The sequence below is a fragment of the Ruegeria sp. BHSC029 genome, from assembly GCF_059613085.1.
The window spans coordinates 332,844-358,694 of record NZ_JBXWRU010000006.1; the positions used below are offsets into that span (position 1 = coordinate 332,844).

Annotated in this window: 27 protein-coding genes; 7 read left to right on the forward strand and 20 right to left on the reverse strand. The window is 60.7% G+C overall.

What is annotated here, in order from left to right:
* Genes flgA through AC2FML_RS16685 form a run of 7 tightly spaced genes read right to left on the reverse strand, consistent with a single transcriptional unit; the run spans position 1 to position 3,302 of the window.
* Entirely contained in the window at positions 1-417 is a 417-nt protein-coding gene (gene flgA / locus AC2FML_RS16655) for a flagellar basal body P-ring formation chaperone FlgA (protein ID WP_496783904.1), read from the reverse strand.
* Entirely contained in the window at positions 417-1,202 is a 786-nt protein-coding gene (flgG, locus tag AC2FML_RS16660) for a flagellar basal-body rod protein FlgG (RefSeq protein WP_170343153.1), read from the reverse strand. Before flgG ends, flgA begins: the two co-directional genes overlap by 1 nt.
* Before the next feature lie 24 nt (positions 1,203-1,226).
* The gene (locus AC2FML_RS16665) at positions 1,227-1,937 is read right to left on the reverse strand and encodes a flagellar hook-basal body complex protein (RefSeq protein WP_170359886.1); all 711 of its coding nucleotides are present in this window, start codon (positions 1,935-1,937) and stop codon (positions 1,227-1,229) included.
* The gene (locus AC2FML_RS16670) at positions 1,937-2,209 is read right to left on the reverse strand and encodes a flagellar biosynthetic protein FliQ (RefSeq protein WP_093963653.1); all 273 of its coding nucleotides are present in this window, start codon (positions 2,207-2,209) and stop codon (positions 1,937-1,939) included. The genes AC2FML_RS16665 and AC2FML_RS16670 overlap by 1 nt, the downstream gene beginning before the upstream one ends.
* Positions 2,210-2,212: 3 nt before the next feature.
* Complete coding sequence (gene fliE / locus AC2FML_RS16675) at positions 2,213-2,503, reverse strand: flagellar hook-basal body complex protein FliE (protein WP_170359884.1); 291 nt, start codon at positions 2,501-2,503, stop codon at positions 2,213-2,215.
* Positions 2,504-2,515: 12 nt separating this feature from the next.
* Positions 2,516-2,902, reverse strand: coding sequence for a flagellar basal body rod protein FlgC (gene flgC / locus AC2FML_RS16680; protein ID WP_170367525.1), 387 nt, complete (start codon positions 2,900-2,902; stop codon positions 2,516-2,518).
* A gap of 10 nt (positions 2,903-2,912) precedes the next feature.
* On the reverse strand, positions 2,913-3,302 hold the full coding sequence (locus AC2FML_RS16685) for a FlgB family protein (RefSeq protein ID WP_170391727.1): 390 nt from the start codon (positions 3,300-3,302) through the stop codon (positions 2,913-2,915).
* 87 nt (positions 3,303-3,389) lie between these two features.
* On the opposite strand from AC2FML_RS16685, the gene AC2FML_RS16690 reads away from it, so the two are divergent.
* From AC2FML_RS16690 to AC2FML_RS16715, 6 genes are all read left to right on the forward strand, one after another.
* Complete coding sequence (locus AC2FML_RS16690; RefSeq protein ID WP_496783905.1) at positions 3,390-4,727, forward strand: FliI/YscN family ATPase; 1,338 nt, start codon at positions 3,390-3,392, stop codon at positions 4,725-4,727.
* A 93-nt stretch (positions 4,728-4,820) separates the two neighbouring features.
* Positions 4,821-5,660, forward strand: a complete 840-nt coding sequence (locus AC2FML_RS16695; protein ID WP_496783906.1) for a flagellar motor protein MotB — start codon at positions 4,821-4,823, stop codon at positions 5,658-5,660.
* A gap of 97 nt (positions 5,661-5,757) precedes the next feature.
* The gene (locus AC2FML_RS16700) at positions 5,758-7,053 is read left to right on the forward strand and encodes a flagellar hook protein FlgE (protein WP_170343156.1); all 1,296 of its coding nucleotides are present in this window, start codon (positions 5,758-5,760) and stop codon (positions 7,051-7,053) included.
* Positions 7,054-7,091: 38 nt separating this feature from the next.
* The gene (gene flgK, locus AC2FML_RS16705) at positions 7,092-8,531 is read left to right on the forward strand and encodes a flagellar hook-associated protein FlgK (RefSeq protein WP_496783942.1); all 1,440 of its coding nucleotides are present in this window, start codon (positions 7,092-7,094) and stop codon (positions 8,529-8,531) included.
* Positions 8,532-8,533: 2 nt separating this feature from the next.
* Positions 8,534-9,541: a flagellin gene (locus tag AC2FML_RS16710; protein WP_496783907.1), complete on the forward strand. Its 1,008-nt coding sequence runs from the start codon at positions 8,534-8,536 to the stop codon at positions 9,539-9,541.
* Positions 9,538-10,632: a flagellar basal body P-ring protein FlgI gene (locus AC2FML_RS16715; RefSeq protein ID WP_170359870.1), complete on the forward strand. Its 1,095-nt coding sequence runs from the start codon at positions 9,538-9,540 to the stop codon at positions 10,630-10,632. Before AC2FML_RS16710 ends, AC2FML_RS16715 begins: the two co-directional genes overlap by 4 nt.
* Positions 10,633-10,682: 50 nt before the next feature.
* On the opposite strand, the gene AC2FML_RS16720 is transcribed toward AC2FML_RS16715, so the two are convergent.
* From AC2FML_RS16720 to AC2FML_RS16750, 7 genes are all read right to left on the reverse strand, one after another.
* Complete coding sequence (locus AC2FML_RS16720) at positions 10,683-11,327, reverse strand: DUF1523 family protein (protein WP_170359868.1); 645 nt, start codon at positions 11,325-11,327, stop codon at positions 10,683-10,685.
* 10 nt (positions 11,328-11,337) lie between these two features.
* A complete protein-coding gene (locus AC2FML_RS16725; protein WP_093963662.1) occupies positions 11,338-11,604 on the reverse strand; it encodes a hypothetical protein in 267 nt (88 codons plus the stop codon).
* A gap of 1 nt (position 11,605) precedes the next feature.
* On the reverse strand, positions 11,606-12,943 hold the full coding sequence (locus AC2FML_RS16730) for a DUF6638 family protein (protein ID WP_496783908.1): 1,338 nt from the start codon (positions 12,941-12,943) through the stop codon (positions 11,606-11,608).
* Positions 12,940-13,158, reverse strand: coding sequence for a hypothetical protein (locus AC2FML_RS16735; RefSeq protein WP_170445238.1), 219 nt, complete (start codon positions 13,156-13,158; stop codon positions 12,940-12,942). The genes AC2FML_RS16730 and AC2FML_RS16735 overlap by 4 nt, the downstream gene beginning before the upstream one ends.
* Positions 13,159-13,258: 100 nt before the next feature.
* On the reverse strand, positions 13,259-15,190 hold the full coding sequence (locus AC2FML_RS16740) for an AAA family ATPase (RefSeq protein WP_496783909.1): 1,932 nt from the start codon (positions 15,188-15,190) through the stop codon (positions 13,259-13,261).
* 21 nt (positions 15,191-15,211) lie between these two features.
* Complete coding sequence (locus AC2FML_RS16745; RefSeq protein WP_480633923.1) at positions 15,212-16,330, reverse strand: hypothetical protein; 1,119 nt, start codon at positions 16,328-16,330, stop codon at positions 15,212-15,214.
* Positions 16,331-16,581: 251 nt separating this feature from the next.
* Positions 16,582-17,661 (reverse strand): hypothetical protein, encoded by a 1,080-nt coding sequence (locus tag AC2FML_RS16750; RefSeq protein ID WP_496783910.1) that lies wholly within the window; start codon positions 17,659-17,661, stop codon positions 16,582-16,584.
* Between the two features lie 289 nt (positions 17,662-17,950).
* Here AC2FML_RS16750 and AC2FML_RS16755 point away from each other — a divergent pair, with 289 nt between their 5' ends.
* A complete protein-coding gene (locus AC2FML_RS16755; RefSeq protein WP_496783911.1) occupies positions 17,951-19,426 on the forward strand; it encodes an NAD-dependent succinate-semialdehyde dehydrogenase in 1,476 nt (491 codons plus the stop codon).
* 141 nt (positions 19,427-19,567) lie between these two features.
* Here the strand turns inward: AC2FML_RS16755 and AC2FML_RS16760 are convergent, their stop codons facing one another.
* The 6 genes from AC2FML_RS16760 to AC2FML_RS16785 form a co-directional block, all read right to left on the reverse strand.
* On the reverse strand, positions 19,568-20,035 hold the full coding sequence (locus tag AC2FML_RS16760) for an Hsp20 family protein (RefSeq protein WP_170372489.1): 468 nt from the start codon (positions 20,033-20,035) through the stop codon (positions 19,568-19,570).
* A gap of 124 nt (positions 20,036-20,159) precedes the next feature.
* Entirely contained in the window at positions 20,160-20,978 is an 819-nt protein-coding gene (locus tag AC2FML_RS16765; protein ID WP_170359854.1) for a trypsin-like serine peptidase, read from the reverse strand.
* A complete protein-coding gene (locus AC2FML_RS16770) occupies positions 20,975-21,766 on the reverse strand; it encodes a trypsin-like serine peptidase (RefSeq protein WP_093963788.1) in 792 nt (263 codons plus the stop codon). Before AC2FML_RS16770 ends, AC2FML_RS16765 begins: the two co-directional genes overlap by 4 nt.
* Before the next feature lie 119 nt (positions 21,767-21,885).
* Entirely contained in the window at positions 21,886-23,208 is a 1,323-nt protein-coding gene (glcF, locus tag AC2FML_RS16775; protein ID WP_496734966.1) for a glycolate oxidase subunit GlcF, read from the reverse strand.
* 4 nt (positions 23,209-23,212) lie between these two features.
* Entirely contained in the window at positions 23,213-24,313 is a 1,101-nt protein-coding gene (locus tag AC2FML_RS16780) for an FAD-binding protein (protein WP_496783912.1), read from the reverse strand.
* 25 nt (positions 24,314-24,338) lie between these two features.
* Positions 24,339-25,787 (reverse strand): FAD-linked oxidase C-terminal domain-containing protein, encoded by a 1,449-nt coding sequence (locus tag AC2FML_RS16785; RefSeq protein WP_496734964.1) that lies wholly within the window; start codon positions 25,785-25,787, stop codon positions 24,339-24,341.
* Positions 25,788-25,851 lie beyond the last annotated feature (64 nt).

A 25,851-nucleotide genomic window follows, 5' to 3' on the forward strand; every position in this document is an offset into this window, starting at 1 on the left:
TCAAAATACCTCGATTTGGCCGTCGGAACGGATTTTTCCGGTTACCGTCGTTCGTGACGACAGGTTCATGACTCGGATGCGATCACCGGCGGCTCCGCGGCCCAGCGCGCGCCCTTCGACCGCGATGGACAGTCCGCCTTTCACGAAGACAAGCGTCACCAGATCGTTCCGATCGACCAGGGCGGGAGGGCCGACACTTGCCATCAGAATTGGCCGACCGGGATACAGAGCGGTCTTGGCTTCCTGCCCGATCAGGTCTGCAGGATCATTTACCGCGCCGGGTGCCTCACCGGATTTCAACTGAAGATCAGCGGATCCAATGATCTCCTTGGCCCGGATCGTTCTGGTTGGCACGACTATGTCAGCAAAGGCGACAACCGGAAGAAGCCACAGGGATATGAAGCCCACGACCCGCATCAGCGCACCTGTGTCGTCGCGCCCATCATCTGGTCGACGGCCGAAATCACCTTGGCATTCATTTCATAGCCGCGCTGCGCCTCGATCAGATCGGTCACCTCACGTACCGCATCAACCGAGCTGTCTTCCAAATAGCCTTGACGCAGCATTCCGAGCCCGTCCTCGCCTGGGGTGCCCACGATCGGAGCGCCCGAAGCCTCGGTTTCCTTGAACAGGTTGCTGCCGATGGCCTCGAGGCCCTTGGCATTGGAAAAGCTGGCCAGCGTGAATTCCCCCAGCAGTTGCCCTTCCGCGGTGTCGTCAAAATAGGCGTAGACCTCGCCGGACGCGTTAATGGAAATCGACCGCGCGTCGTCCGGGATGGTTATTTCGGGGGCGACCGCAAACCCGTCCGACGTGACGATGAGGCCTTCGGCCGATCGCTTCAGACTGCCGTCACGGGTATAGGCCGACTGGCCGTTTGGCAGAACCACCTCGAGATATCCGCGCCCTTCGATCGCGATGTCCAGGTCACTGCCCGTCGCGGACAACGCGCCTTGGGCCAACTCGACGGTCACGGCCGCGGGACGAACACCCAGACCAAGCTGTATTCCCGTCGGCAGGACAGTCCCGTCCGCGGCGTTCACCGTGCCGGCGCGAGCCATCTGCTGATAGTGCAGATCCGCAAATTCAGCCCGCCGGGCGTTGTAGCCCGTGGTCGACATGTTCGCCAGGTTGTTCGAGATCGTCTCGACCCGCATTTGTTGCGCCGCCATTCCAGTCGCGGCAATTTTCAGGGCTCGCATTTCGGTTTCTCCTGCAGTTTCAGATCAGCGCATCAAGGTCTTCAAGGCGCCGCGGACCCTTTCATCTTCGGCGTCCAGAAAACTCTGCCCCAGTTCGTAGGCACGCTGGATTTCGATCAGCCGGCCCACTTGGCCGATGGCGTTGACGTTCGAACCCTCCAGAAACCGGTTGAGAACCACCGGTCGCTCGACCGGCTCGACCTCGCCTTCCGGTTTGAACAGGGTGCTGCCTTCCCGCGCCAACTCGGTGCCTTCAGCGGGCTGAACCACCCCGATCTGCCCCAAAGCCTGTCCATTCACGCTGAGCGTCCCGTCGCCGCCCACATCAATTGTTGCTGCGTCCGGTGGGATGAATACTGGGGCCCCGTTGCTGTCCAGCACACGGTGCCCATCCATCGTAACCAGATCGCCATTGGCGTCCGGTGAAAAGCTACCCGCCCGGGTCAGACGGTTGCCGGACGGAGTTTCAACCAAGAAAAACCCACTGCCTTCGATTGCAAAATCGAATTGCCCACCGGTTTCCGTCAACACGCCCTGTGCAAAAGACGTGTTGCGCGCCTGAGCACGGCTCATGGACAGAGAGGGGCTGCCGGGAAGGTCCCTCACAAACTCGGAAAACACCAAACCCTGCTGGCGGTAACCCGTCGTGTGCGCATTGGCGATATTGTTCGCGACCAGACGCATTTCGTTCATCAGCCCGGTTTGACGGGACAGGGTGACGTAGGCTGTATCCATCAGCGACCTCCTGCAATCAGCGGAACCAGTGTCGAGGTGAAGAATGTGACCAGCGTCTGCGTCATGAAGCCCATCGAGACCCAGAACACGATGACGATGGCCACCAACTTGGGAACGAAGGTCAGGGTCATCTCCTGGATGGATGTCAAGGCCTGGAACAGGCCCACGGCCAAACCGGTGACCAGCGCGACCGTCAGAATCGGAACTGACGTGATCACGGCAATCCAAAGGGCCTGACGTACGACGTCATAGAACAGACCTTCGCTGAGCATCGTTCAGACCGGCATCCGGAGAATTTCCTGGTAGGCCTCAACGACCTTATTGCGCACCACAACCGCTGTTTCGACCGCAAGTTCGGTCTGAGCCAGTGCCTGCACGAGGGCATGTGGGTCGGCCTGACCAATCATGGCCGCATTGGCGACCTCTTCGCTGTGTTTCAGGGTTTCCGCAAAGTCCTGAAAAGTTGCGCGCAGCCCTTGTGCCGCGCCACTTGTTCCCGGATCCGCTTGGGTGGCCGGGCGGGCATGCGCATAGCTCTGAGCCGCGGTGATCGATCGGATATCCATTCTGGCTTTCCTTTATTTTCTCAACAATTCCATGAGGCTGGCCGACATCTGTCGGGTCTGGTCGAACATCTTGAGGTTTGCTTCGTAACTGCGTTGCGCTTCACGCGCGTCGGCGATCTCGACCATAAGATCGACATTGGACCCTGCGTAGTATCCGCTGGCGTCCGCCATCGGGTGACTGGGATCATAGATCCGGGGCAACGCCCGCCGGTCCAGCCTGACCCGACCGGCCTGAACCAGATCAGTGCCGTCCTTCTGCACCGTCTCGAAAGGAACCGATTTGCGCCGGTAACCCGGAGTATCCGCGTTCGAGATGTTTTCCGAAACATGGCGCAGGCGCGCAGCCTCCGCCCGCAGCGCGCTGGCGGTGACGGCAAGGGACTTGGAGAAATCGCTCATGACGGCCTCCTCACGCCTTGCCCAGACTGGTACGCAGGATCCCGATCGAGGACTTGTAGATGGCCAGCGCGCGGTCATGCTGTCGCTTGACCTCGACCGCATTCAGCATTTCTTCTTCAAGCGAAACACCATTGCCATTGGGATCGACGGCGCCGCCGCGCATATGTTCGGCCCAAGTCATCCCCCCCGGCCCGACACCGTTCAAATGACCTTCGCGGGTCGCGCTCATTGCGCTGGTGGCACTGGATTTTTCAAAGGCTTCCGCGAAAGGCTCAATATCGCGAGCCAGGTAGCCGGGCGTATCCGCATTGGCCATGTTGCGCGAGATGACGGCCTGCCGTTGTCCGGCGTGGGTTGCCAGGGCGTACGCAACTTTAAAGACGTTCAGGTCCGAGAACATCGGGGCTTCTCCCTCGATCAATTTCAATCAAGGCTTAACCCCGATTCCTTTAGAAACCGTTTTCAGAAACCAATTGGAGCCGACGCCATGTCCGACCTCGATCCCTCGATTCTGAAGTACCAGTTCGAACGGCTTTCTCCAGTGCGGCACATGGGTCTGGTCGCGGGTGTTTCCGGTGGGGTGATCGAGGTCGAAGGGCTGGCGGAACACGCGCGCATCGGCGACCATCTGATTTTGCGGCGACGCGACGACCAGCCCTTGGCTGGCGAAGTGTTGCAGGTCGAGGCCGAAGCCGTTCACATGCTGCCTGGCGCAGCCCCTGACGGCGTTCGCCTGGGGGACAGGGTCTATCTTGAGCCGACTCCGGTTTTTGCACCCGGTTTGCATTGGCTTGGTCGCGTGGTCGATCCGTTCGGCAAACCGCTGGACGGCAAACCACTTCTTCCCGGGACGCAGGCCCGCAACGTGATGTCCGCGCCCCCCCGGGCCGTCGACCGCAAACCGCTGGGAGACCGTATGGCCACCGGGTTGGCGATTTTGAACACCCTGCTTCCGATCGTCCAAGGGCAGCGTGTCGGCCTTTTTGCGGGGTCGGGTGTGGGAAAATCAAGTTTGCTGGCAACGCTGGCCAGATCCATGCAAGCCGATGCAGTGGTCGTCGCGCTGGTGGGCGAACGCGGGCGCGAAGTGAATGAATTCGTCGAGACCGCGTTGGGCGCCGAAGGTATGGGGCGCTCGATCGTGGTTGCGGCCACGTCCGACCAATCAGCTCTGGCCCGCCGGCGCTGCGCCTGGTCTGCGATGACAGCGGCCGAGTTTTTGCGGGATCAGGGTCTGAGCGTTCTGTTCCTGTGCGACTCTGTCACCCGGTTCGCCGAGGCGCATCGCGAGATCGCCGTCGCCATGGGTGAGGCCCCGTCCCTGCGGGGTTTTCCGCCTTCGGTCACACCGATGATCGCCGGCCTTTGTGAACGCGCCGGCCCGGGAACCGCCGATCAGGGCGACATCACCGCCGTGTTCAGCGTTCTGGTCGCGGGTTCGGACATGGATGAACCGGTGGCCGACATCCTGCGCGGCGTTCTTGACGGGCATATCGTGCTAAGTCGCGAGATCGCCGAGCGAGGGCGCTTTCCAGCCATCGCGCTCAGCCGTTCGGTCTCGCGCTCTTTACCGGCTGCGGCGACACCCGAGGAAAACAAGCTGATCACCGAAGCCCGCCGGTTGGTCGGAAGCTACGAGCAGTCCGAAGTGATGATCAAGGCGGGTCTGTACACGCCGGGCACGGACCCGCTCCTGGATCAGGCGGTTCGCATCCATGACGAGCTTGATGGCTTTTTCGGCAAACTCGATCCGGACGGAGTCCAGAACAGTTTCAACCGCCTTTCGGTCATCCTGCGCCGGGCCAACGCCGGGATGGTCCAATGATGGGTCGGCAAAGGTCTGAACAGTTTTAGATATTAAGCCGCCCTTAATCCCCGCGCTGTTAATCCAATGGGTGGGTGAAAAAGGGTGGTTTAGATGGGTGCGCAATCAAATGCGGCGCCGATCATCATCAAGAAGAAGCGCGTTTCGGGTGGCGATGGCCATCACGGCGGCGCCTGGAAGGTCGCGTATGCGGACTTCGTGACGGCCATGATGGCGTTCTTCATGTTGATGTGGCTGCTGAACGCAACGACAGAAAAGCAACGCAAGGGTTTGGCGGACTACTTCTCTCCGACAATTCCGATCAATCCCGTTTCCGGCGGGGGCGACGGGGCCTTTGGGGGCGACAATATGTTCTCGGAGAAAACCATGGTGATGGACGGCTCGGGAGCGACGAACAAGAACCCGACCGAGGCCAAGCGCGCGCGGGGTTCGACCGGTGTGGATGCCGATGGCGGCGGGCGCGGCGCGTTCGAAGACTTCTCGTCGCTCGAGGCGCGGCTGCTGGGGCGGTCAGGCGAAAGCATGGTGTCCAAAAAGGCCTTGAAGCATATTGTCACTCGAGTGACGGACGAGGGTCTGATCGTCGAGCTGTTCGATACCGAAGATGAGCCGCTGTTCGAGAGAGGTTCCGATTCTCCAACGCAGATGATGCGTGCACTGGTACTGCTGGTTGCACGTTCATCGGACATGGTGATGAATTCCATCTCGGTCGAGGGTCACGTGCATTCCTCTCCGGTGGTTCTGGCCCGAAATCCGTCGTGGGATCTGTCGACTTCGCGCGCGCAGGTGGTACGGCAGATGCTTCAGGACAAGGGGGTCGGCGCCAAACGGCTTGAACGGGTCACGGGTCATGCCGATCGCAAGCTGGAGGTGAAAAACCCGATGGCGGCCCGCAACAACCGGATCGAGATCGTGTTTCTACGCAATCCCTGAGATCGGAGGATATCTGGCATTTTACTTGTTAGCGCGCTGTTAAGGCCCAGCGCGTTAGCTGTTGCGGGAACGATTTACGCAACAGAAGGGCGTGCCGATGACAATTTCCTCTTCGCTGAATGCCGGTGTGGCCAGCTTGAAGGCCAACGCGAACAGGTTGGCGACCATATCGGACAATATCGCCAACTCTTCGACCTACGGTTACAAGCGGGTTGAGACGGATTTTCATTCGATGGTGACGTCGGGCCAGGGCGGAAGCTATTCGGCGGGCGGCGTCCGGACCACCAGCCAGCGACTGATCGATCAGCGTGGCTCGCTGGTTACCACCAACAACTCAACCGACCTGGCCGTGCGCGGCCGGGGCATGCTGCCGGTTCGCCCAAGTTCCCAGATTGGAACCGATTCAAACGAAATGCTTCTGACCACCACCGGATCCTTCCGAACCAATGCGGAAGGGTATCTGGTTACCGAGTCCGGACTTGTGCTGCTGGGCTGGCCCGCCAACGCCGATGGGTCCATTCCCAACGTTTCGCGCGACACACCCGCAGCGTTGCAGCCGGTTCAACTCAGCGTCAATCAATTGTCCGGCTCGCCGACCACCGCAATGAACCTGCGCATGAACCTGCCCGCCACGGCCACCGATGCCGGCGCACCTGGTGACACGCAGCCCTTGTCCGTCGAATATTTCGACAATTTGGGCAAACCCGAGAATGTCGATATCGAGCTTGTCCCGACGGTGCCGGCCGCCGGGTCCAGCAACGAATGGACGATGATCTTGCGCGACTCCGCTTCGGGCGGTGCCGTGATCGGTGAATATACGCTGACATTTACGGACAGCAGAACCGCAGGCGGTACCCTTGCAAGTGTGACCACCGTGTCCGGTGGCACCTATGATCCGACCACCGGCAGCTTTGTCGTCAACGTCGCCGGCGGCCCGATGGAGGTCAATATCGGTCTGATCGGTGACAGCGATGGAATCACTCAACTGTCCGACACGTTTGCGCCGGTTTCGATCACCCGGGACGGATCCGCAGTCGGGACCATGTCCAGCGTTCAGGTCGATGAAAACGGATACGTCTACGCGCTGTATGACACGGGCGTCACCCGTCGGATGTACCAGATACCGCTGGCGGACGTCCCCAACCCGAATGGGCTGACCGCACTCGACAGCCAGACATATGCGCCGTCTCGCGACAGTGGAACTTATTTCCTGTGGGATGCCGGCGAAGGTCCGACGGGCGAATTGATTTCCTTCGCGCGCGAAGAGTCGACGACCGACGTTGCAACTGAACTGACGTCGATGATCCAAACCCAGCGCGCCTATTCGTCAAGCGCAAAGGTGATCCAGACAGTCGACGAGATGTTGCAGGAAACAACCAACATCAAGCGCTGATCTGAACCTGCAAAGCGGAAAGGAACGGCCTCATGAGCATGTCAACGGCCCTGAATAACGCGCTGGGTGGGCTGGGCGCGGCAAGCCGCGGCGCCGCCGTCGTCTCGGGCAACATAGCCAATGCGCTGACGCCCGGCTACGCCAAGCGGACGTTGGAGCTGACCACCAACTCTATTTCCGGCAACGGCGTCAGGGTCGTGGGAATCACCCGCCATCAAGATCCTGTTCTGATGGCGAACCTGCGCGCGGCAACGGCGGATAACGCGGCGGCCTCGGCAATCTCGGAGTTTTACTCGCAATTCGAAGCATTGGTCGGTACCCCCGATGACGGCAGATCGATCGCGGTATCTTTGAGCGCATTCGAGAACAGCTTGATCACGGCCGCAAGCAATCCCGGCTCGGTCGAGCGTCTGGATCTGGCGGCGCGCGCAGCTGGGGATCTGGTTGCCGATTTGAATAAGGCGTCCGACGGCCTCAGCAAGATGCGTTCTGACGCGGACCGAACAATCGGGACGTATGTCGAAACACTGAATACAAACCTGAAAGATATCGAAGCGTTGAATGCCAAGATCCCGGCTGTTGAGAACGCGGGCGGCGATATCAATGGGTTGCTGGATCAACGCCAGGTTCTCATTGACCAAGTCAACCAGCTGGTTCCGGTCAATGTCGTGGCGCGCGACAACAACCGCGTCTCGCTGTACTCCGACGGTGGGCTGATACTTCTAGAAGGATCAGCCGCAGAGTTCGCGTTCTCGGTCACCGGTAATACCAAACCGCACATGACCGTAGGAAACGGACTGCTGTCCGGGCTCGAACTCAATGGACGGCCAGTCCGCACATCCGGTGATTCCGCACAGATCCGCGGCGGCGCTCTGGCAGCCCAGTTTGACATTCGCGACGTGTTGGCCATCGACGCGCATGCGGACCTGGACGCAGTCGCGCGCGATCTGATCGAACGGTTCGAAACTGCCGGCCTGGATCCGACCGCGATGCCGACTGATCCAGGCTTGTTCACCGATGCCGGCGCCCGTTTCGATGCCACGGCGCCGGCGGGGCTCGCGTCCCGTCTTGAGCTCAACCCGATTGTCGATCCAGATGCCGGCGGCGACAGTTGGAAACTGCGCGCGGGGTTGGGGGCCGTTGGACCGAACGACCCCGGTGAGGCAACCCAGCTGCAGGCTTTTGGCGCCGTATTGACCACGCCGCGCCCTGCCCCGGCTTTCGGCACAGGGGCCCTGCGGGCCAGTGAAGTGTCGGTGTCGCTTTTGTCCAAAGCTGGCACAGCTGCCCATACCGCTCAATCACGCCAAAGCTACGCATCCAACGCGCAACTCCAAATGGAACAGTTAGTGGCCGAGCAAGGCGTGGACAGTGACACCGAATTGCAGCGCATGATGCAGATTGAACAGGCCTATGCCGCCAATGCGCGGATCGTCACCGTTGTCGACGAATTGATGGATTTGCTGCTGAGGATGTAACCATGACCTTGAACTCGATTGGTGATCTGGCCCGCGGTCTGACCTTGCGTGCGCGCAGCACCGAGATCAAAACGCAGATCGAAACCCTGTCCTATGAAATGTCTACGGGTCAAACCGCTGACATTTCTGGGCGTCTCAGTGGCGATTACTCGCATCTGATGGACCTGGATCGAAAAATTGCACAGCTGGACGCCTTCTCTACGGCGACCGCCGAGGCAAATCTGTTTGCTGATGCCACTCAGATCAGCCTCGAGACATTTGAGACCTCGATCGGCGAGGTTTCGGCTTCTCTGCTCGCGTTTGGGACGTCCAACCAAGCGACTTCGCATGCTCAGGCCTCGGCTCAGGCGCGCAACGAACTGGACACGATGATTTCTTCACTGAACACGCGGGTCGGTGGCCGCAGCTTGTTCGCGGGAACCGCCACGGACACCTCTCCGTTGAAGTCGACGGACACGCTACTGGCTGCTCTGCGAACCGAATTGGCAGGGCTGACAACCCTGACCGATATTCGCCAGGCGGCCGACGATTGGTTCAATGACCCTGCCGGATTCGAGGCAGTCATGTACAACGGGTCCAACACGACCCTCGCACCAATGCAGATTTCGGAGACCGAGCGGGTGAACATGCCGTTTACGGCCAATGATCCGAAACTTCGGGATGGATTGCGCGATGTCGCGCTTGCGGCCTTGGCGACGGAGGGCGCGCTGGGATGGCCACCAGACCTGCAGACTGCCTTGTTTACCGATCTGGGCGTGGCTCTGGCCAACACCAAAGATGACGTCGTGACGATGCGCGCTCAGATCGGAGCGGTGCAAGCCCGCATCGAACAGGCCGAAACACGAAATGAGGCGGCCAGGACCAGTTTTGAATACGCGCACAACGAACTTGTCGCCGCCGATCCCTACGAAACTGCGGCACACCTGCAGACCGTGCAGTTCCAGCTCGAAAGCCTCTATTCGGTCACTGTCCGCAACTCGACCCTATCATTGGTGAATTTCCTGAGATGAGACTTCTGGCCTTCCTTCTGATCATGCTGCCTTCGGTGGCGGTTTCCGGGGCTGTCCGGCTCAAGGATCTAGTGAATTTTGACGGTGTGCGCGGCAATGACCTCGTGGGATATGGCCTTGTCGTTGGACTGAACGGAACCGGTGACGGGCTGCGCAATTCTCCGTTCACCGAAGAAATCATGTCGAACATACTGGAACGGTTGGGTGTAAACGTCACTGGCGAGGACTTTCGCCCCAAGAACGTCGCCGCCGTTCTTGTCACCGCCACCCTTCCGCCCTTTGCGAGGGTGGGCGGGCAGATCGATGTGACCGTTTCGGCGATCGGAGATTCCAAAAGCCTGCTGGGCGGCACGCTCGTCATGACACCGTTGAACGCCGCGGATGGGCAGATCTACGCAGTTGCGCAGGGCACCGTTCTGGCAGGTGGTGCAGTCGCCGAGGGCGACGCTGCATCGGTTGTTCAAGGAGTCCCGACATCCGGTGTCATCCCCGCCGGGGCCCGGGTCGAGCAGGAGATCGACTTTGAATTGTCAGGTCTTTCCCAATTGCGGTTGGCCCTGCGCGAGCCGGACTTTACGACCGCCGGTCGGATCGAAGCGGCCATCAATCGCGAGTTCAATCGCGCCGTTGCGGTCATGCGCGACTCGGGCACGGTGGAATTGAGCATCCCGGAAACGCGGGCTCCTTCCACCGCGCATGCGATCGGCCGGATCGAAAACATCCTGATTGAACCCGAAACCAAGGCTCGCGTGGTTGTAGATCAACGCTCCGGCACGATCGTCATGGGGCAGGAGGTCCGAATCTCACGTGTCGCGGTTTCTCAAGGCAACCTGACACTTCGGGTAGAGGAATCTCCGATCGCCGTTCAGCCCAACCCCTTTGCCAGAGGGGAGACCGTTGTTGTGCCGCGAACCATCGCAGGGATTGAGGAGGACCCCGGCACCGGGTTGGCAGAAATCCCAGAAGCAACGACGCTGTCGCAGGTGGTTGCCGGCCTGAACGCGTTGGGCGTGTCCCCGCGGGATATGATCGACATCCTCAAAACCATCAAAGCCGCCGGGGCCCTTCATGCCGAGTTTGTCGTCAGATAGCGAGACGCCTAGCCGGGTAGCCGATGGTCAAACTGGTTTCCGGTTCTGGTCTATTTTGACTTCCAACTGTCCAGCCAGCGCCGGAAACTGGATCTTCGTTCGTCGATCGCATCCCCAGCGGCGTAGAGACCATCCTCGACGCTTTCAAGCATGGGGTCGATGCGGGCTTCGCGGAACCTGCGCCAACGCACCCAAAGCGCCCAGACGATGGCAAAAAACACGGTCAGGAAAATAATGTTGAACCAGGGAATGATGCGAACGTCCGGTCCTTCGACATGTTTGATGAAGATGGCATTCGGGAAGATCGACAGAAACTCGTTGCGCCAGCCGTAGTGGGTCACGACAACCCAATCCGGATCATCCTTGTCCGAGATCGCGTCGTTGGCTTCGGTGTAAAGGTTGGCGGTATCGAACTTGAAATAGGGTGGCCAACCCCAGCTGGTATCTTCGTTCCGATAGACGATCGGCTTGCCGTTCGCCCGCACGGCTTGGATGAACTGCACATCGCGGTTCGAAAGGCTGGTCGACTGATCATCGGGCTCAGACCAGAAAACGCGGGTCCAATCCGTCAGATCCTGCCGCTCTTCGTAGGTGTTTACGATGCGGACAATGTCGTGCTGCGGCAGCGAGTATTGCAGGATCGCACCCAGCGTGATCCAGAAAATCAGGATGAACGCCCATTTGATGTAGACCATTCCCAAAACCTCACATGTAGTTCACGACATAGATCAGCGCGGCGATCGCCACCCAAGGCACGATATAAACACCCAGGATCAGTTTGCGACGGAACGAATTGTCATAGACATGCAATCCGCGTTCGACAAAGGCTTCCTTGTTGCCGGTCTTGCCCTTCTCTTCCCACCACGTCTCAAGCTTTTGCCGCCGGACGCGACGCGAGTAAAGTGACAAGGCAAAGTAGGCAATCGTCTGAACGACAAGCAAACCGAGAAACAGGCGCATTGCTCCGAACATATCACTCTTTCCTTACCGCGCCCCAAGGGCCGACCCGTGCGATCACCGCCTCGCTGACCCGGTCTTCGCCGCTCATGTCGGGTTCATGCCCGAACAGTGCGGCGCGGGCCCCGGCCTTGTCCACTTGATATTCACGGGCAAGAAACTCGGCCACATAGGCCTTTTTCGGCTCTGCCCAGCCACCATAGGTGCGGTAGAACAGTTCCTTGTGGCAAATGAACATCTGGCGCGGGTCCAGCGGGGCAAGTTCGGCCAGCAGCATATTCACAAGATCGCGGTTCGGGGTATTGGCGGCGCGCAGCGAATAGAAATAGGCCGGATGATCCGAGGTGATACGCGGCCAAGGCCCGCCATCTGTCGCCCAGCGCAACAATTGCGCGAGGCCATGATAGGCTTCGGGCAAGCGATCCGCGTGATTGCGCGCCAAACGCCGCATGTCGCTGCGGTCCAGCCCGGTCAGATCAATGCCCGCATCCGCGGCGGCGTCAACGGTCAGAAAGTCCATCTTCTGTTGCAGGATCGCGGCGGCATCCACGCCGCGGGCCTTGACGATCGGCTCGACCAGATCGTTGTAATTCAGAAATTTGGCAATCTGGTTTCGCTGCGACGGATCAAAGACATATTTGATCGGCAAATCCTCTGGCCTTTCACCCATGCAGATCGCCGCCGGGTGATCCAGATCCGGGAACAGATACATGCCGCCGAAATGCGCCGTCCAGAAGTTGCGCTGTTCAAACACCGTGTGGCGCAGCCGGACAGGGTTGCGGGTGACGTCGCCGGTTTCCTTAGCGGTTTCGATCATTTTCGCGATCAGCACATCATCGAACCAGGCGTCTTCCTCGGTCTTGAACCGCTCGACCATGCCTGCCAGCTGCTCGGCTTTGCGCAGGGTGCCGCCCACGGTGTCGGCCTCGATTTCAATATTGCGCAGGTTCAGCAGGTCGCGCGGCGTCGTGAGTTTGAAGACCGAGTTCACCAGCTCTCCGGCCACCGCATCGGTGGCGGTCAGGGCGAACAACTGCGCCTCGTTCATCTCGATGAATTCGCGTAGGATATCGCGCGAGGTCGAGAATTTGACGTTCAGCAGCGGCGCGCGTTTCTGTTCGGTCGTCAGCAGAATGAACTGCCGGTTGACCCCGTTGGGGTTGAGGTAAAGCTCATCCTCCAGCTCAATCCCCACCTCCGGCGAATAGCCCGAGATATCGACATGGAAATCCGTCAGCGCCGTGGTCTTGCCCGCCAGATGCTGCAGCGCGCGGTTATATCGCTCGACCAGAGCCGGGCTGGAGATGTGGACAAGGTTGCCGAACATCAGGCCTTTTTCGATGAGGCGGATCATTGCTCTTCATCCCATATATCGCTTTGCTTCAATAGTGCAGACCAATCGTCGGCCGCAAAATCCAATCCAAGGTCTTGAGCTCGAATTTGTTGAGCTTGAGATAGATTAGGCAGTACTTTTTTGATTTGCTGCAAGGTGCTTGCAATGAAACTGGCACTCCGGGGAACGACTGGTTTTCTCAGAAAATTGAGCTGAAAAGATGTTTCAGCGGGCAAGAAATATCCTTGTGCCTGATGTAATCTCAGACAAAACATGTCAATCCGTTCTTCTCTATCGTGTTCCCGGCATTCGATGCCGAGCTCGCAACTCCCTTCTTCACCCCTTCCCCTCCAGATACCGCCGCTTGGCCTCTTCCATCCGGCCCATCTCACGGACGGCGTTTTCGATAGCGACCTCATCGCTCTTGTCGGCATAGCGGAATTCGCTGTCGGCGTAGCGGTTGATTTCCTGGATCACCATTTCGACCGTGATCGGCTGGCGCAGGTCCTCGATCATCGCCTTCTTGGTGTCGTAGTCGCGGAACAGGAACAGGTCGGGGTTTTCCATCCATTCGTCGGGCAGTTCGAAATCCATCGCGCGGACCTTGACCGCGTCGGTGATGTTCTTGATCGCGCGACCGGTGAAGCGCTCATCCGCCTGTTGGATCGCCTTGAGATAGGTGCCCAGCTTGGCGATCGTGTCCATCTGGCCGATATCGCCCGACACCCGGTCATAGACCTGCAACAATGCATCCTCATGCGGGCGGGAATGGCTTTCGAAACTGGCAGCGACGGCTTTCTTGATTTCCTGCGCAGCATAGGCTTCGTGTTCACCTAAGGGTATGTCGTGGTTACGGCCCATCAGCAGGTGCAGGATGTCGATGTAATCCTCGCGCGTTTGCGGCCCATCCACCAGAAACCGCGCACCGGCCCGCTGGCGCAGGGCGTCGTCCACATTCTCGGGGTAGTTCGAGAACATGCCAAAGGTGCAGTTGCCGCGCACGACGGTGTTGGCGCCCGCAAAGCTCTCCATCAGCACGGCGGTGATTTCCAGCTGACCGGCTGACGACTGCCGGTCGCCGCGTTTGCCGGCCAGCTGATCGATATCGTCGATCGTGCCAAAACCGATGACCGAGGGGTCAATGATCGTGTTGATGAACGCCTTGGCGTTCTGGCCGGATTTGCCCTGATAGCTGTCGATATTGTCGGTGCTCAGGTTCTGATAGCGGAACGGATAGCCTGCATTCTGGCAATAATCATTGATCAGCCCGGCCATCATCTGGATCAGAGTGGTCTTGCCGGTGCCCGGTTTGCCGTCGCCCATGAAGGTAAAGATAAAACCGCCAAGCTCCGCGAACGGGTTCAGGCGACGGTCAAAATCATAAGCCATCAGCATTTTGGCCAGCTTCATGGCCTGATATTTGGCGATATGGTTGCCCACCACCTCGTTCGGTTTCTTGAACGTCATGGTGAGCGTGGTGGATTTGGCCTTCGACGCGGGCTCAAATCCCCGGATCGTCAGTTCGTCGGCCTCGATATGCCAGGCGGCGTTCTGGAACGGCGCCAGATGGCCAGCCGTTTGCGCGCGCAGAGCAGCTTTTTCCATCAGTTGCTCTGCATAGGCACTGGTGGCCGCGATCAGATGGGCATCATCGGGCGCGTGCTTGGCCAGAACCTGATCCAGCTCCCAAAGGGCACCGTGCAGGGCGAGTTGGCCGTTGTCTGTCAGGACCTCATCGATTTCACCGATTTCGACCGTGGTCTCACCCAGATGCGAGGACATCAAATAGGCCAACGCATTGCCGAAGGTGTGCAAGGTGATCAACGCTTCGGCGGTCAGCAGATCCGAGAATTCGGTCTTGCGCGCGGCGGCAAGATCTCCGGCCAGATTGGCGCGTTTCAGATCGGCCAGCGGGGTCTGGTCCGCATAGGTTTCGGCCAAGGCAAGAGCGATGGCAATCGCCCGGCGGATCGCCTGCTGTGTGGTCGCCTGCGGTGGGGACACCAGCGCGTCGCCGTCATCCGCGGCCTCTATCCGTTCGACCAGATGCACCCCATCGGCCCGCGCAGTGCGGCGGGTTACCAACCCCGGCGTGGTCGACCGGAACCGCCGTCCCGTCGACACACCCGGTGACCGTTCGACGGCGGCCTCGGCGGGTTTGGCTATGCGCGGCGCATGCTCGAACCCGTTCAGCAACGCGGTGGCGGCAGGATAGTGCTTGCGAATATCGTCTTCGCGCAATTCCATCTGGTCTGACGTCAAACTCATTTCAAAATCGCCTTTGTATTATCAATATCGCAACACCTGCCCGGACTTGCTGACCACAAACTTGCGCACATCCGCAAAGCCTGGCGGATTGCGTTCGGCCAGAACCTGGAACGGACGCTGGGGAAGAATGATCGAGCGCTGGGTGCGTGTGGCCCCGGTCTCGGCCCCCTGTCCGCCGAAGGGGTCCAACGCAAAGACCTCGCGCTCGACGGTCGAGAACCATCCGGCGCGTTCTTCGATGACCTCTTCGCTGTGCAGCTCTTCGGTGGTCCAGGCCAGAGCCCAATCCTGCCCCTCGGGGGCTTGCGCGTCCTCCAACACCTGCCGCAGGGGGCCGGATTGCTCGGTATAGGCCGAGGAATACATCGGACCCACATGAATGCGGCGCAGGTGTTTGGGGTGCAGGTCGTCGAAATCCTGATCGAAGCCCTTGGCGATGGTCACCAGTTTCAACCCGCCAAGCGACTGCGCCATCAGATGCGCCTGCACTTCGGGCCAGCGACGCTGGTCCTTGGGCAGGGCCGTTTTGCCGCTGTCCTCCAACTGCATCAGGTAGATGACCGGCAGGTTGATCTGGCTGTCATAGACCGCCCAATGAATCAGGAATTTCCGCCGCTCGCCCTCGGTCTCGATCCAATGGCATTCCGGGTCATTGCGAGCCCAGAACAGCTGACCTTTCAGCAATTCCTCGTAATAGAGCCTTTGGGACAGTGCGAACTGCAGCTTGGTGGGGATTTCCCTGTCGCTGATGATCGTCCGCACCATCTCGGTTTTCAGGTCCTCTTCCGAGGGCATATTCGCCAAATGTACCTGCGCCTGCTGCGCGTCATTGGCCATGGTCAGCAGTTCGGCCGCCACCGGAAACCCGCTGTCGCGTTTGTCCATGGCGAGGCTGCCAAAGAACCGCCCCGTGTCGCGCCCGACCAGCAGGTATTTCATGCTGAGCGCCCGGAAGGTGTAGAGCAGCCCCGAGAGGTAGCGCGACACGATCCGCACCTCTTGCTTGCTGATCGCGCCCTCGGCCTCCATCGTCGCGGCCACGCGCAGGAGGTGGACGGTGATCACCTCGAATTTGCGGAAATAGCGGCGCGAGGCAAAGGTATCGGTCAGGCCGACATGGTCTTGGGTTGGGTTACTCATTTAGCTTATCGACCAATAGAAGGAATACCTCGAATGCCAACCAAAGTGCGCCCCAGACTGCGAACACGACTGAAACTCCAAATGAGCCGAGCGCGAAGACCAATGGCACGAAGAACATCATCAATCTCAGATCGGGACCAAGGTATGCTGGAATCAATTGGGTCAGGTACCCGAACAGGATGAGAAGCGCCCCAAAGAGCGCAACGCCCACCGCTGAACTTAGCATCTTTAGCGGCGAACGGATTGAGTCCTCACCCCCCATACAAATTCTTATCATGCTTCTCGACAATCGAGGCAAACCTGCGGGCAAAGCGCTCGTCCGCCTTGGCCTTTTTCTCCAGCACGTCGCGGGCAAAGACCATGTGGTCCTCATGCGCCTCAAGCATGTCGGCCATTTTCTGGTTGGTCGCTGTGCCGATGGCGGCCATGGCGGTTTGCGCCTCTTGATCGGTCTGCACGCCGATCTCGTTGATGCGGTGGGCCACGTCCTGCTGCTGCGCGGTTTTCAGCGATTTGGTCAGGGCGTCATACAGAACCACGCGTTGCTGCGTGTCTGTCTGCAGCTTGTTGATCAGCACCATCTGCGTCGCCGCCTGATTTTGCAGGGAGTCGACCCAGGTCTTGCCCTTTTCGATATAGCGCTCAAGCGTCTGGGACTTGGCCAGCTTGACCTGCTCGTCCTGAACCTTCGCGTTGTACTGCTTGTTCAGCTCGGCCAGTTCGGTTTCGAGCTTGGTGCGCGCGGCGGCGTTCTGCTCGACACTGATCTTGTTTTCCAGCGTGATGATCGCCGGGTCCATGCCCTCAATCTCGGTACGCAACGCTTCCAGTTCGGCCACGGTCGCCTCGCGGTCGTCCAACGTGACGGTCAGGTTGTTCTCCACCTTCACGCGCTGCTCTTCCAGCACGGCCAGTTGTCCTTCCAGCAGCTTCACGATCACGTCTGATTTCGCGATCAGGTCCTGCAGTTTGTCGTCGATATTGGCTGAGCGCATCCGTTCTTGGCGCATGGACTCGGATTTACCCTTCGAGAAGATGCCCACGAACGATTCCCACCCGGTCTTCGAGCGCATCTCGTCGAAATCCTTGGAAAACGCGCTGGTGACGTCGTCCAGCCCCATGATCAGTTCGGCGATGTTCGCGTTCATCACCTCGGTATGGGCGTGCACGTCTTCAAGCGTGGCATTTTCGATGTCGATATCCGCTTCGGCCGTTCCGATCTTGGCGCGTGCGGCCTCGATCCGCGAGGTCAGCCCTTCGATCTGCGACTGGCTTTCGCGCACCTTGGCCTGGGTTTCCTCGATCAATGCTTCGAATTGCTGGTTCGACATCTGTCCAATCCTTGTTTTTCTTATCTACCCAACAAGATAGGAAATGTTATAACGATTTACATCCCCCTGGGTCTCTCAAATCACCGGAACTTTGGCAAAACCCTATCGAAAAAGATAGGCGTCAAAACCAACAGCTGGCTGGCTTTTGATGCTTTCCGGCCCTTGCATCGCACGCCGATCGGTTTTTTGATCAAATCTGGATTGATTGACGCCCCCGGGTGGCCCTAGACATGTTCTGCGCCACCTGATTGGGTACGCGCAAATTCTTTCCCTGCCCGGAGGCCGACCCATGCTGGATACCACGACCGACCTGAAATCGCTTTTGAAGAACCCCGACCTTCTGGTCACCAAGGCCTATATCGGCGGGCAGTGGGTCGATGGTGACAACGGCACCTTTACCGTCACCAATCCGGCCCGCGGCGACGTGATCGCCGAGGTCGCGGATGTCAGCCGCGCCCAGGTGGCCGGTGCCATCGCGCAGGCCGAGGCGGCACAGAAGGAATGGGCCAAGCTGACCGGCAAGGAGCGCGCCGCGATCCTGCGCCGCTGGTTCGACCTGATGATGGAAAACGCCGAGGATCTGGGCAAGATCCTGACTGCCGAACAGGGAAAACCCCTGGCCGAGGCGGTGGGCGAAATCGCCTATGGCGCCTCCTTCATCGAATTCTTCGGTGAAGAGGCCAAGCGGGTCTATGGCGAGACCATCCCCGGCCATCAGCGCGACAAGCGGATCATGGTGCTAAAACAGCCGATCGGGGTGGCGGCCTCGATCACGCCATGGAACTTTCCCAACGCGATGATCACGCGCAAAGCAGGCCCGGCACTGGCCGCCGGCTGTGCCTTTGTCGCGCGCCCGGCCACCGAAACGCCCCTGTCGGCGCTGGTACTGGCGCTGCTGGCCGAACAGGCCGGCGTTCCGGCGGGCGTGTTCAACGTGGTGCCTTCGTCACAGGCCAGCGAGATCGGCAAGGAGTTCTGCGAGAACCCCGGTGTGCGCAAGCTGACCTTTACCGGCTCGACCGAGGTGGGCCGGATCCTTCTGCGCCAGGCCGCCGACCAGGTCATGAAATGCTCGATGGAGCTCGGCGGCAACGCGCCGTTCATCGTGTTCGACGACGCCGATCTGGATGCCGCCGTCGAAGGCGCGATGCTGTGCAAATTCCGCAACAACGGCCAGACCTGCGTCTGTGCCAACCGCATCTATGTGCAGGCCGGTGTCTATGACGCCTTTGCCGCCAAGCTCAAGGCCGCGGTCGAGGCATTGAAAATCGGCGACGGCCTGTCCGATGGCACAACGACCGGCCCGCTGATCAGCGACGAGGCGGTGGCCAAGGTGCAGGAGCACATCGCCGATGCCACGGCCAATGGCGGCGCGATCCTGACCGGTGGCCTGCCGCACGATCTGGGCGGCACCTTCTTCCAGCCGACGATCATCACCGACGTGACCCAGGACATGAAGGTCGCGCAGGAAGAGACCTTTGGCCCGCTGGCGCCCCTGTTCAAATTCGAGGACGAGGACGAGGTGATCGCCATGGCCAATGACACGATCTTCGGCCTCGCCTCGTATTTCTACGCCAAGGATCTGAGCCGCGTGTACAAGGTGGCCGAGGCGCTGGAATACGGCATCGTCGGCATCAACACCGGCATCATCAGCTCGGAACTGGGCCCGTTTGGTGGCGTCAAGCAATCCGGCCTTGGCCGTGAAGGCAGCCACCACGGCATGGAAGACTATCTCGAGATGAAATACATCTGCATGGCGGTCTGATCGGACGGACCATGAGACAAGGGCGCCTCTGGGCGCCCTTTTTCTTTGCAACCGTCATGAAAAACCCCGCGTCCGGAGGAACGCGGGGTTGTGCGACAACCGAGGGAGGAGACGATCATCGCCGCTTGGGCAGTCTTGGCCTCAGTTCACGGGCTTGGCGTCAACCACGTCCTGTTCGATCGCCTTGGTCGAGGTGATCTCGATCCGGCGCGGTTTCAGCGCTTCGGGCACCTCGCGCTTCAGGTCGATGTGCAGCATGCCGTTTTCCAGGCTGGCGCCGGTCACGCGGACGTGGTCAGCCAGAGCAAAACGACGCTCGAAGGCGCGGGTGGCGATGCCGCGATGCAGATAGGTGCGCTTGGTGTCTTCGGTGGCTTTCTTGCCGGCCACGACCAGCGCGTTTTCCTTGACTTCGATCGTCAGGTCATCTTCGGCAAAGCCGGCGACTGCGATCGAAATGCGATACGCATCGGCATCGGTTTTTTCGATGTTGTACGGGGGATAGCTGGGTTGTGACACTTCGCTGGTCATGACCCGATCCATGATGTCGGCAATCTGGTCAAAGCCGACGGTTGCACGGTGCAGTGGTGCAAAATCAAAGCTACGCATGTTCGTTATCCTCATGTTCAGAGCGATTTACGAGTTTTGCCCTCCGATTGGACGGGCGTTGGTCATCGTCGGACCCCGGTTTGGCTGCCCGACACACATGAGATGGGAAAGGATCTGGCTGAGTTCAAGACCCGCCGGAGCTGATGAATTTCGCGCCCGAGCTGGACTTGCCCGAGCCGACCTGCAGCCGCCGGATCTTGGCCTTTGGCTGCGGCGCATCCCGCCGCATGATGGCCTTGAGGTCCGAGACGATCCCCTCAAGTTCCATGCCAAACCCGACCTTGCGACGGCCGTCGGTACCAACCGCCGAAACCACAGAAAGGATCTGCCAACGCGGCCCGTTTCGGGCCAGAATGGCCGAACCGGAGGATCCGAACGTGACATCGCAATTGAAGGTGATCAGACCTTGGCGCCGCTCCAGAATCCGGCAGGACCGCTGGCGCGTGATTGCCTCGGATCGGCCGCGCCCGTACGAAGCGATGCTGATCTCATCCCCAGCGACCCGGCCACTGTGCAACGCAAATGGGTTGGCGACGGTATACGGGATCGGTTGATCCAGTCGCATCAGGGCGACATCGACCCGGACCATCTCGGGTGACAGGCCAACCCGGGGGTCATAGTCGGGAAGGACGGCGATCTGCACGACCGTGCCTTCGGCAAGCGCATGTCCATCGCTCAAACCTGCGCGAAAGGTGACTTCGCCGGGTGCGTAGGTCCGACCGGTGGCCTTGTCCGTCGCACAATGGGCTGCGGTCAGAACAAGATCCTGCGCGATCAGCGTGCCGGTGCAGAACGAGCGGTCTCCGATGTCCAGCCGCCCGATCGCCTCCCAACCATACAGGTCGTCCCGATCGGTCAGCCGGCGCTTGCCACTGTCCTGGGCCACCGCTGACGCAGCAATCCCGGCCAAAATCAGGGCCAATGTCACGATACGGCAGGTCATGGCCGGACAAACCTTGCGCCGACGTTCTTTCCAGGCTCGAGCGTCTTGCCGGAGGCGCCAAATCCATTCCCTGCGGACAGCTCGGTGCGCAGCACCTCCAGCGACTCTTCCAGCGCTGTTCCCAACGATACCCGCCGGCCTTCCAATTCGGCCTTTGCGGACACGACCGATACGATCCGGGGGTGATCCCCTGAGAACGAGAAGATCGGCGCGCCGGACGCACCCAAATCCACGTCACAGGACATGACCAGCACCCCCGATTGCTGCGCCATGACCGAGCAGACCTGTTGCAGCGAAGGGGCTTCTGCGCGGTTGTGGGCGTACGAAACCACTCCGACATCCTCGCCTCGCGTCGGCCTGTAGCCGGTTTCAAACGGGATCACGGTCGTATTTCGGATCGGCTGCCACAACTCGATCAGCGCGACGTCGTGGCGCACACGACTGACGGATGCGGCGCGGTCATACTCGTACTCCGGATGAATGACCGCCTGGCGCGCTGTGCGATAGGCCGATGCGCGGCCGTGTCGCCACCCCGCCAGAAACTCGATTTGGCCCGGATCAATTCGTTGGCGGGTCGCTTGGTCGAACAGACAATGCGCTGCGGTCAGAACAAGCGTGGGTGAGATCAACGCACCAGTGCAGAAGCCGGTGCCGTCGATGTTCAGCCGTCCAACCGCCATCCATTCGCGCCCGGAATCCGAGGTTTCAAGGCTTTGCAGCCCAGTATCCTGCGCCGTGGCTGCCAATGGCAGAACACATAACGCTATCGCCCTGATCCATGTACGCACGCGGTTCTCCGGCATGAGGTATCGGCCAATCTACTTACGCGTGGCGTTTGGCGAAAATAGGGCAGAGCCGGACCGCGCCTAATCCGCACCAGACTGATGCGTCGGCGCATCAGGCCCGATCACCGCAGGATCGGCACCGCATCCGCAGGCTGTCCGGCCCGATCCAGCGCAGGGGGCCGAGGCCCGCCCGTGGCCCAATCCAACAGCTCGACCGTATGCACGATGGGCAGTTGGGTACCCGACCCGATCTGCATCATGCAGCCGATGTTCCCGGCCGCGATAAAATCGGGGTTCTTGGCCTCCAACGTGCGCACCTTGCGCTGTTTCAGCTTGGCCGAGATCTCGGGCTGCATCAGGTTGTAGGTGCCCGCGCTGCCACAGCACAGGTGGCTGTCGGCGGGTTCGACCACGGTGAACCCCGCCTTTTTCAGCAGGTCCTTGGGATAGGTCTTGATCTGCTGCCCGTGTTGCAGCGAGCAGGCCGCGTGATAGGCAACCGTCAACCCCTTGTCGTCACCCTGCGGCAAGTCCAGCTGCATCAGGATCTCGCTGACATCCATGGCAATGCCCGACACCCGCGCCGCGTCCTCGGCCAGCGGATCGTCGCGGAACATGTGCCCGTAATCCTTGATCGTGGTGCCGCAGCCCGAGGTGTTGATGACGATTGCATCCAGCCCCTTGCCGTCCATCTCGCGGGTCCAGGCGCGGATATTGGCGGCGGCGGTGGCATGGCTTTCGCGGGTTTTGCCCATGTGATGGGTCAACGCCCCGCAGCAGCCGGCGCCCTCGGCCACAACGACCTCGCAGCCCAGCCGGGTCAGCAGGCGGATCGTGGCATCGTTGATGTCGGTGTTCAGCGCCTTTTGCGCACAGCCCGTCATCAGGGCCACGCGTTTGATCGCCTGCCCCTTGGGCGCAAAGCTTTGGGGGTCGTCATTGCGGCTGACCGGCGGGATGTGTTTCGGAGCCATGTCCAGCATCGCCCGCAGGCGCGCGTCGGGCATCAGAAAGCGGAACGGCCGCCCCAGCTTGGCCCCGATCAGCGCCCAGCGGAACCGCATCGGATAGGGCAGGATCCGTGCCAGAACCCACCGCAGCGCCCGGTCCGAGAAGGGGCGCTTGTAGCGGTTTTCGATATATTCGCGGGCGTGATCGACCAGATGCATGTAATGCACGCCCGACGGGCAGGTCGTCATGCAGGCCAGGCAGGACAGGCAGCGGTCGATATGCTTGACGGTCTTTTCATCCGGCACACGCTCGTTTTCCAGCATGTCCTTGATCAGGTAGATGCGCCCACGGGGGCTGTCCAATTCGTCGCCCAACACCTGGTAGGTCGGGCAGGTGGCGGTGCAGAACCCGCAATGCACGCAGTTGCGCAAAATCTCGTTTGCGCGGCGGGTGCCGGGGTCTTTCAACTGGTCTTCGGTGAATGTGGTCTGCATCGCCCTATCCCATCAGCCCGGGGTTGAACACGCCGCGCGGGTCGAATTTCTGTCGAATCCCCTGTGTCAGAGACGCAATTCCCTGCGGTTCCGGCTGGAACCGGCCCAGCCGGGCAAGGGTATCGGCCCCGGCCCGCACCAGCGTGGCGTGGCCGGAAAACGCGCCGATGCGCGCGCGCAGGTCGGTGCCTGCGGGCACCAGCGCCCAGATCAACCCGCCGCCCCAGTCGAACAGGGTCCGATCAGCCTCGGCCCGCGCGGCGATTTCGGGCGCGTCGCCGGGTTTGACCGAAATCCGCCAGACTTCGCCGGGCGTGTCGGCTAAATCGGCCGCATCGCGGATCGCCTGCCACAGGGCGTCCGATGGCTCGACCGGATCAACTGCGCCGAACTGGGCAAGCAACTCCTGCAGACGCCCGGTGCGATACGAGACCGATTCAGCAAACCCCTCGATCCGGATCAAGGCGCGCTGCTGCTGCGGATCATAGGCTGCGCCGGTGACCTCAAAGGGTGATTTCAGGGCCTCGGACAGGATGCGAACCGCAGTCGCGGCGTCCTTGGCGGGTACGGCCAGCGTCGCGCTGGCCTCGGGTTTGGGCAGCACTTTTAGCGACACCTCGGTCAGCACGCCCAGCGTGCCCCAGGACCCGGCCATCAGCTTGACCAGATCATAGCCGGTGACGTTCTTCATCACCCGCCCGCCATTCTTGATGATCTGCCCCTGCCCGTCGACAAAGCGCACGCCCAGCAGGAAATCACGGCAGGCCCCGGCCTGAATCCGGCGCGGCCCCGAGACGTTGGCCGCCACGACACCGCCGATCGTGGGCGCGCCCGAGGATCCCAGCAGGGCGCGATGGTCCATCGGCTCGAACGCCAGCTGCTGACCTTCGGCCTCCAAAGCGGCCTCGATCTCAGCCAGCGGGGTTCCGGCCTGCGCCACAAGCGTCAACGCCCCCGGCTCGTACAGGGTGATCCCGCGCAGCCCCTCGGTGCTCAGCATCCGGTCGGGGCCGGTCACACCGCGCGTGCCGCCACCGACAACGCGTACCGGTTCATTCAGGCCGGCCACGATTTCGGCCAGTTCAGACTCTGATTCAGGTCTCATTGCGGGGTCCGTTCTGTCTTGGGAGTCATTCCGCCGCCATCGGCACGACGCGCCGGGCCGCACTGGCGTCCAGCGGGAACACCTTGGCGGGGTTCAGCAGCCATTTCGGGTCGAACACGTCCTTGACGGCCATCTGCGCCTCAAGGTCCTGAGGCGCGTATTGATGATGCATCAGGTCGCGTTTTTCGATGCCCACCCCATGCTCGCCGGTCAGGCAGCCGCCGGCATCGACGCACAGTTTCAGGATCTCGGCCCCGAAGGCCTCGCACTTTTCCAGATCGCCGGGCTTGTTCGCATCGAACAGGATCAGCGGGTGCATGTTGCCGTCGCCGGCGTGGAACACGTTGCCCACGGGCAGGCCGAATTCCTTGCTCAATTCACCGATGCGGCGCAGCACGTCCGGCAGGGCCGACACCGGAATCGTGCCGTCCAGACACATATAGTCGTTGATCTGCCCCATCGCGCCAAAGGCCGATTTCCGGCCCAGCCAGATGCGGGCGCTTTCCTCGGCCGACTGGCTTTCGCGCAGCTCGACCGGGTTGTGTCGTTTGGCGATCTCGACGATCTTGGCCAACTGGCTGTCGATCTCGGCGTCCGAGCCTTCGACCTCGACAATCAGCAGCGCCTCGCAATTCGGATAGCCGGCATGGGCAAAATTCTCGCAGGCCTCGATGCACAGCCGGTCCATGAACTCGATCGCCACGGGCAGGATGCCGGATTTGATGATGTCCGAGACGCATTCGCCCGCCACCGCATTGTCATCAAAACCCATCAGGACCGGGCGCGCGCCCTCGGGCTTGCGCAGGATGCGCAGCGTCGCCTCGGTGACGACCCCCAGCTGCCCTTCCGAGCCGCAGACCACGCCCAACAGGTCCAGCCCGCCGGAATCCAGATGCGCGCCGCCGATCTCGACCACGCGGCCATCCATCAGCACCATCGTCACGCCCAGCAGGTTGTTGGTGGTCACGCCGTATTTCAGGCAATGCGCGCCGCCCGAGTTCATCGCGATATTGCCCGCGATGGCGCAGGCCAGCTGCGACGACGGATCGGGCGCATAGAAGAAATCCTGCTCTTCGACCGCGCCGGTGACGCTCAAATTGGTGCGGCCGGTCTGCACACGGATGAAGCGGTTGTCATAGTCAACCTCGAGCACCTCGTTCATGCGGGCCACGCCCAGGATCACGCAATCGGCGGTGGGCAGCGCCCCACCAGCCAGCGAGGTCCCGGCCCCGCGCGGCACGACCGGCACGCCTTCGTCGTGGCAGATTCGCAGAATGTCCGAGACCTCCTGCGTCGAAGACGGCAGAACCGCGATCATCGGCGCGCATTTGTAGGCGGTCAGGGCGTCGCACTCATAGGCGCGGGTTTCGGACGGATCGGCAATGACGGCATCTTCGGGAAGAACCTGCCGCAGACGGGCAAGAACGCTGGCCTTGCGGGCCAAAACGTCGGGGTTGGGCTGTGGCATGTCCATGGCGGATCCTCCAGTTTGGTAAAATAATATTACCAATTTCTGCATCTGGCAAGTTGCCTTCGTC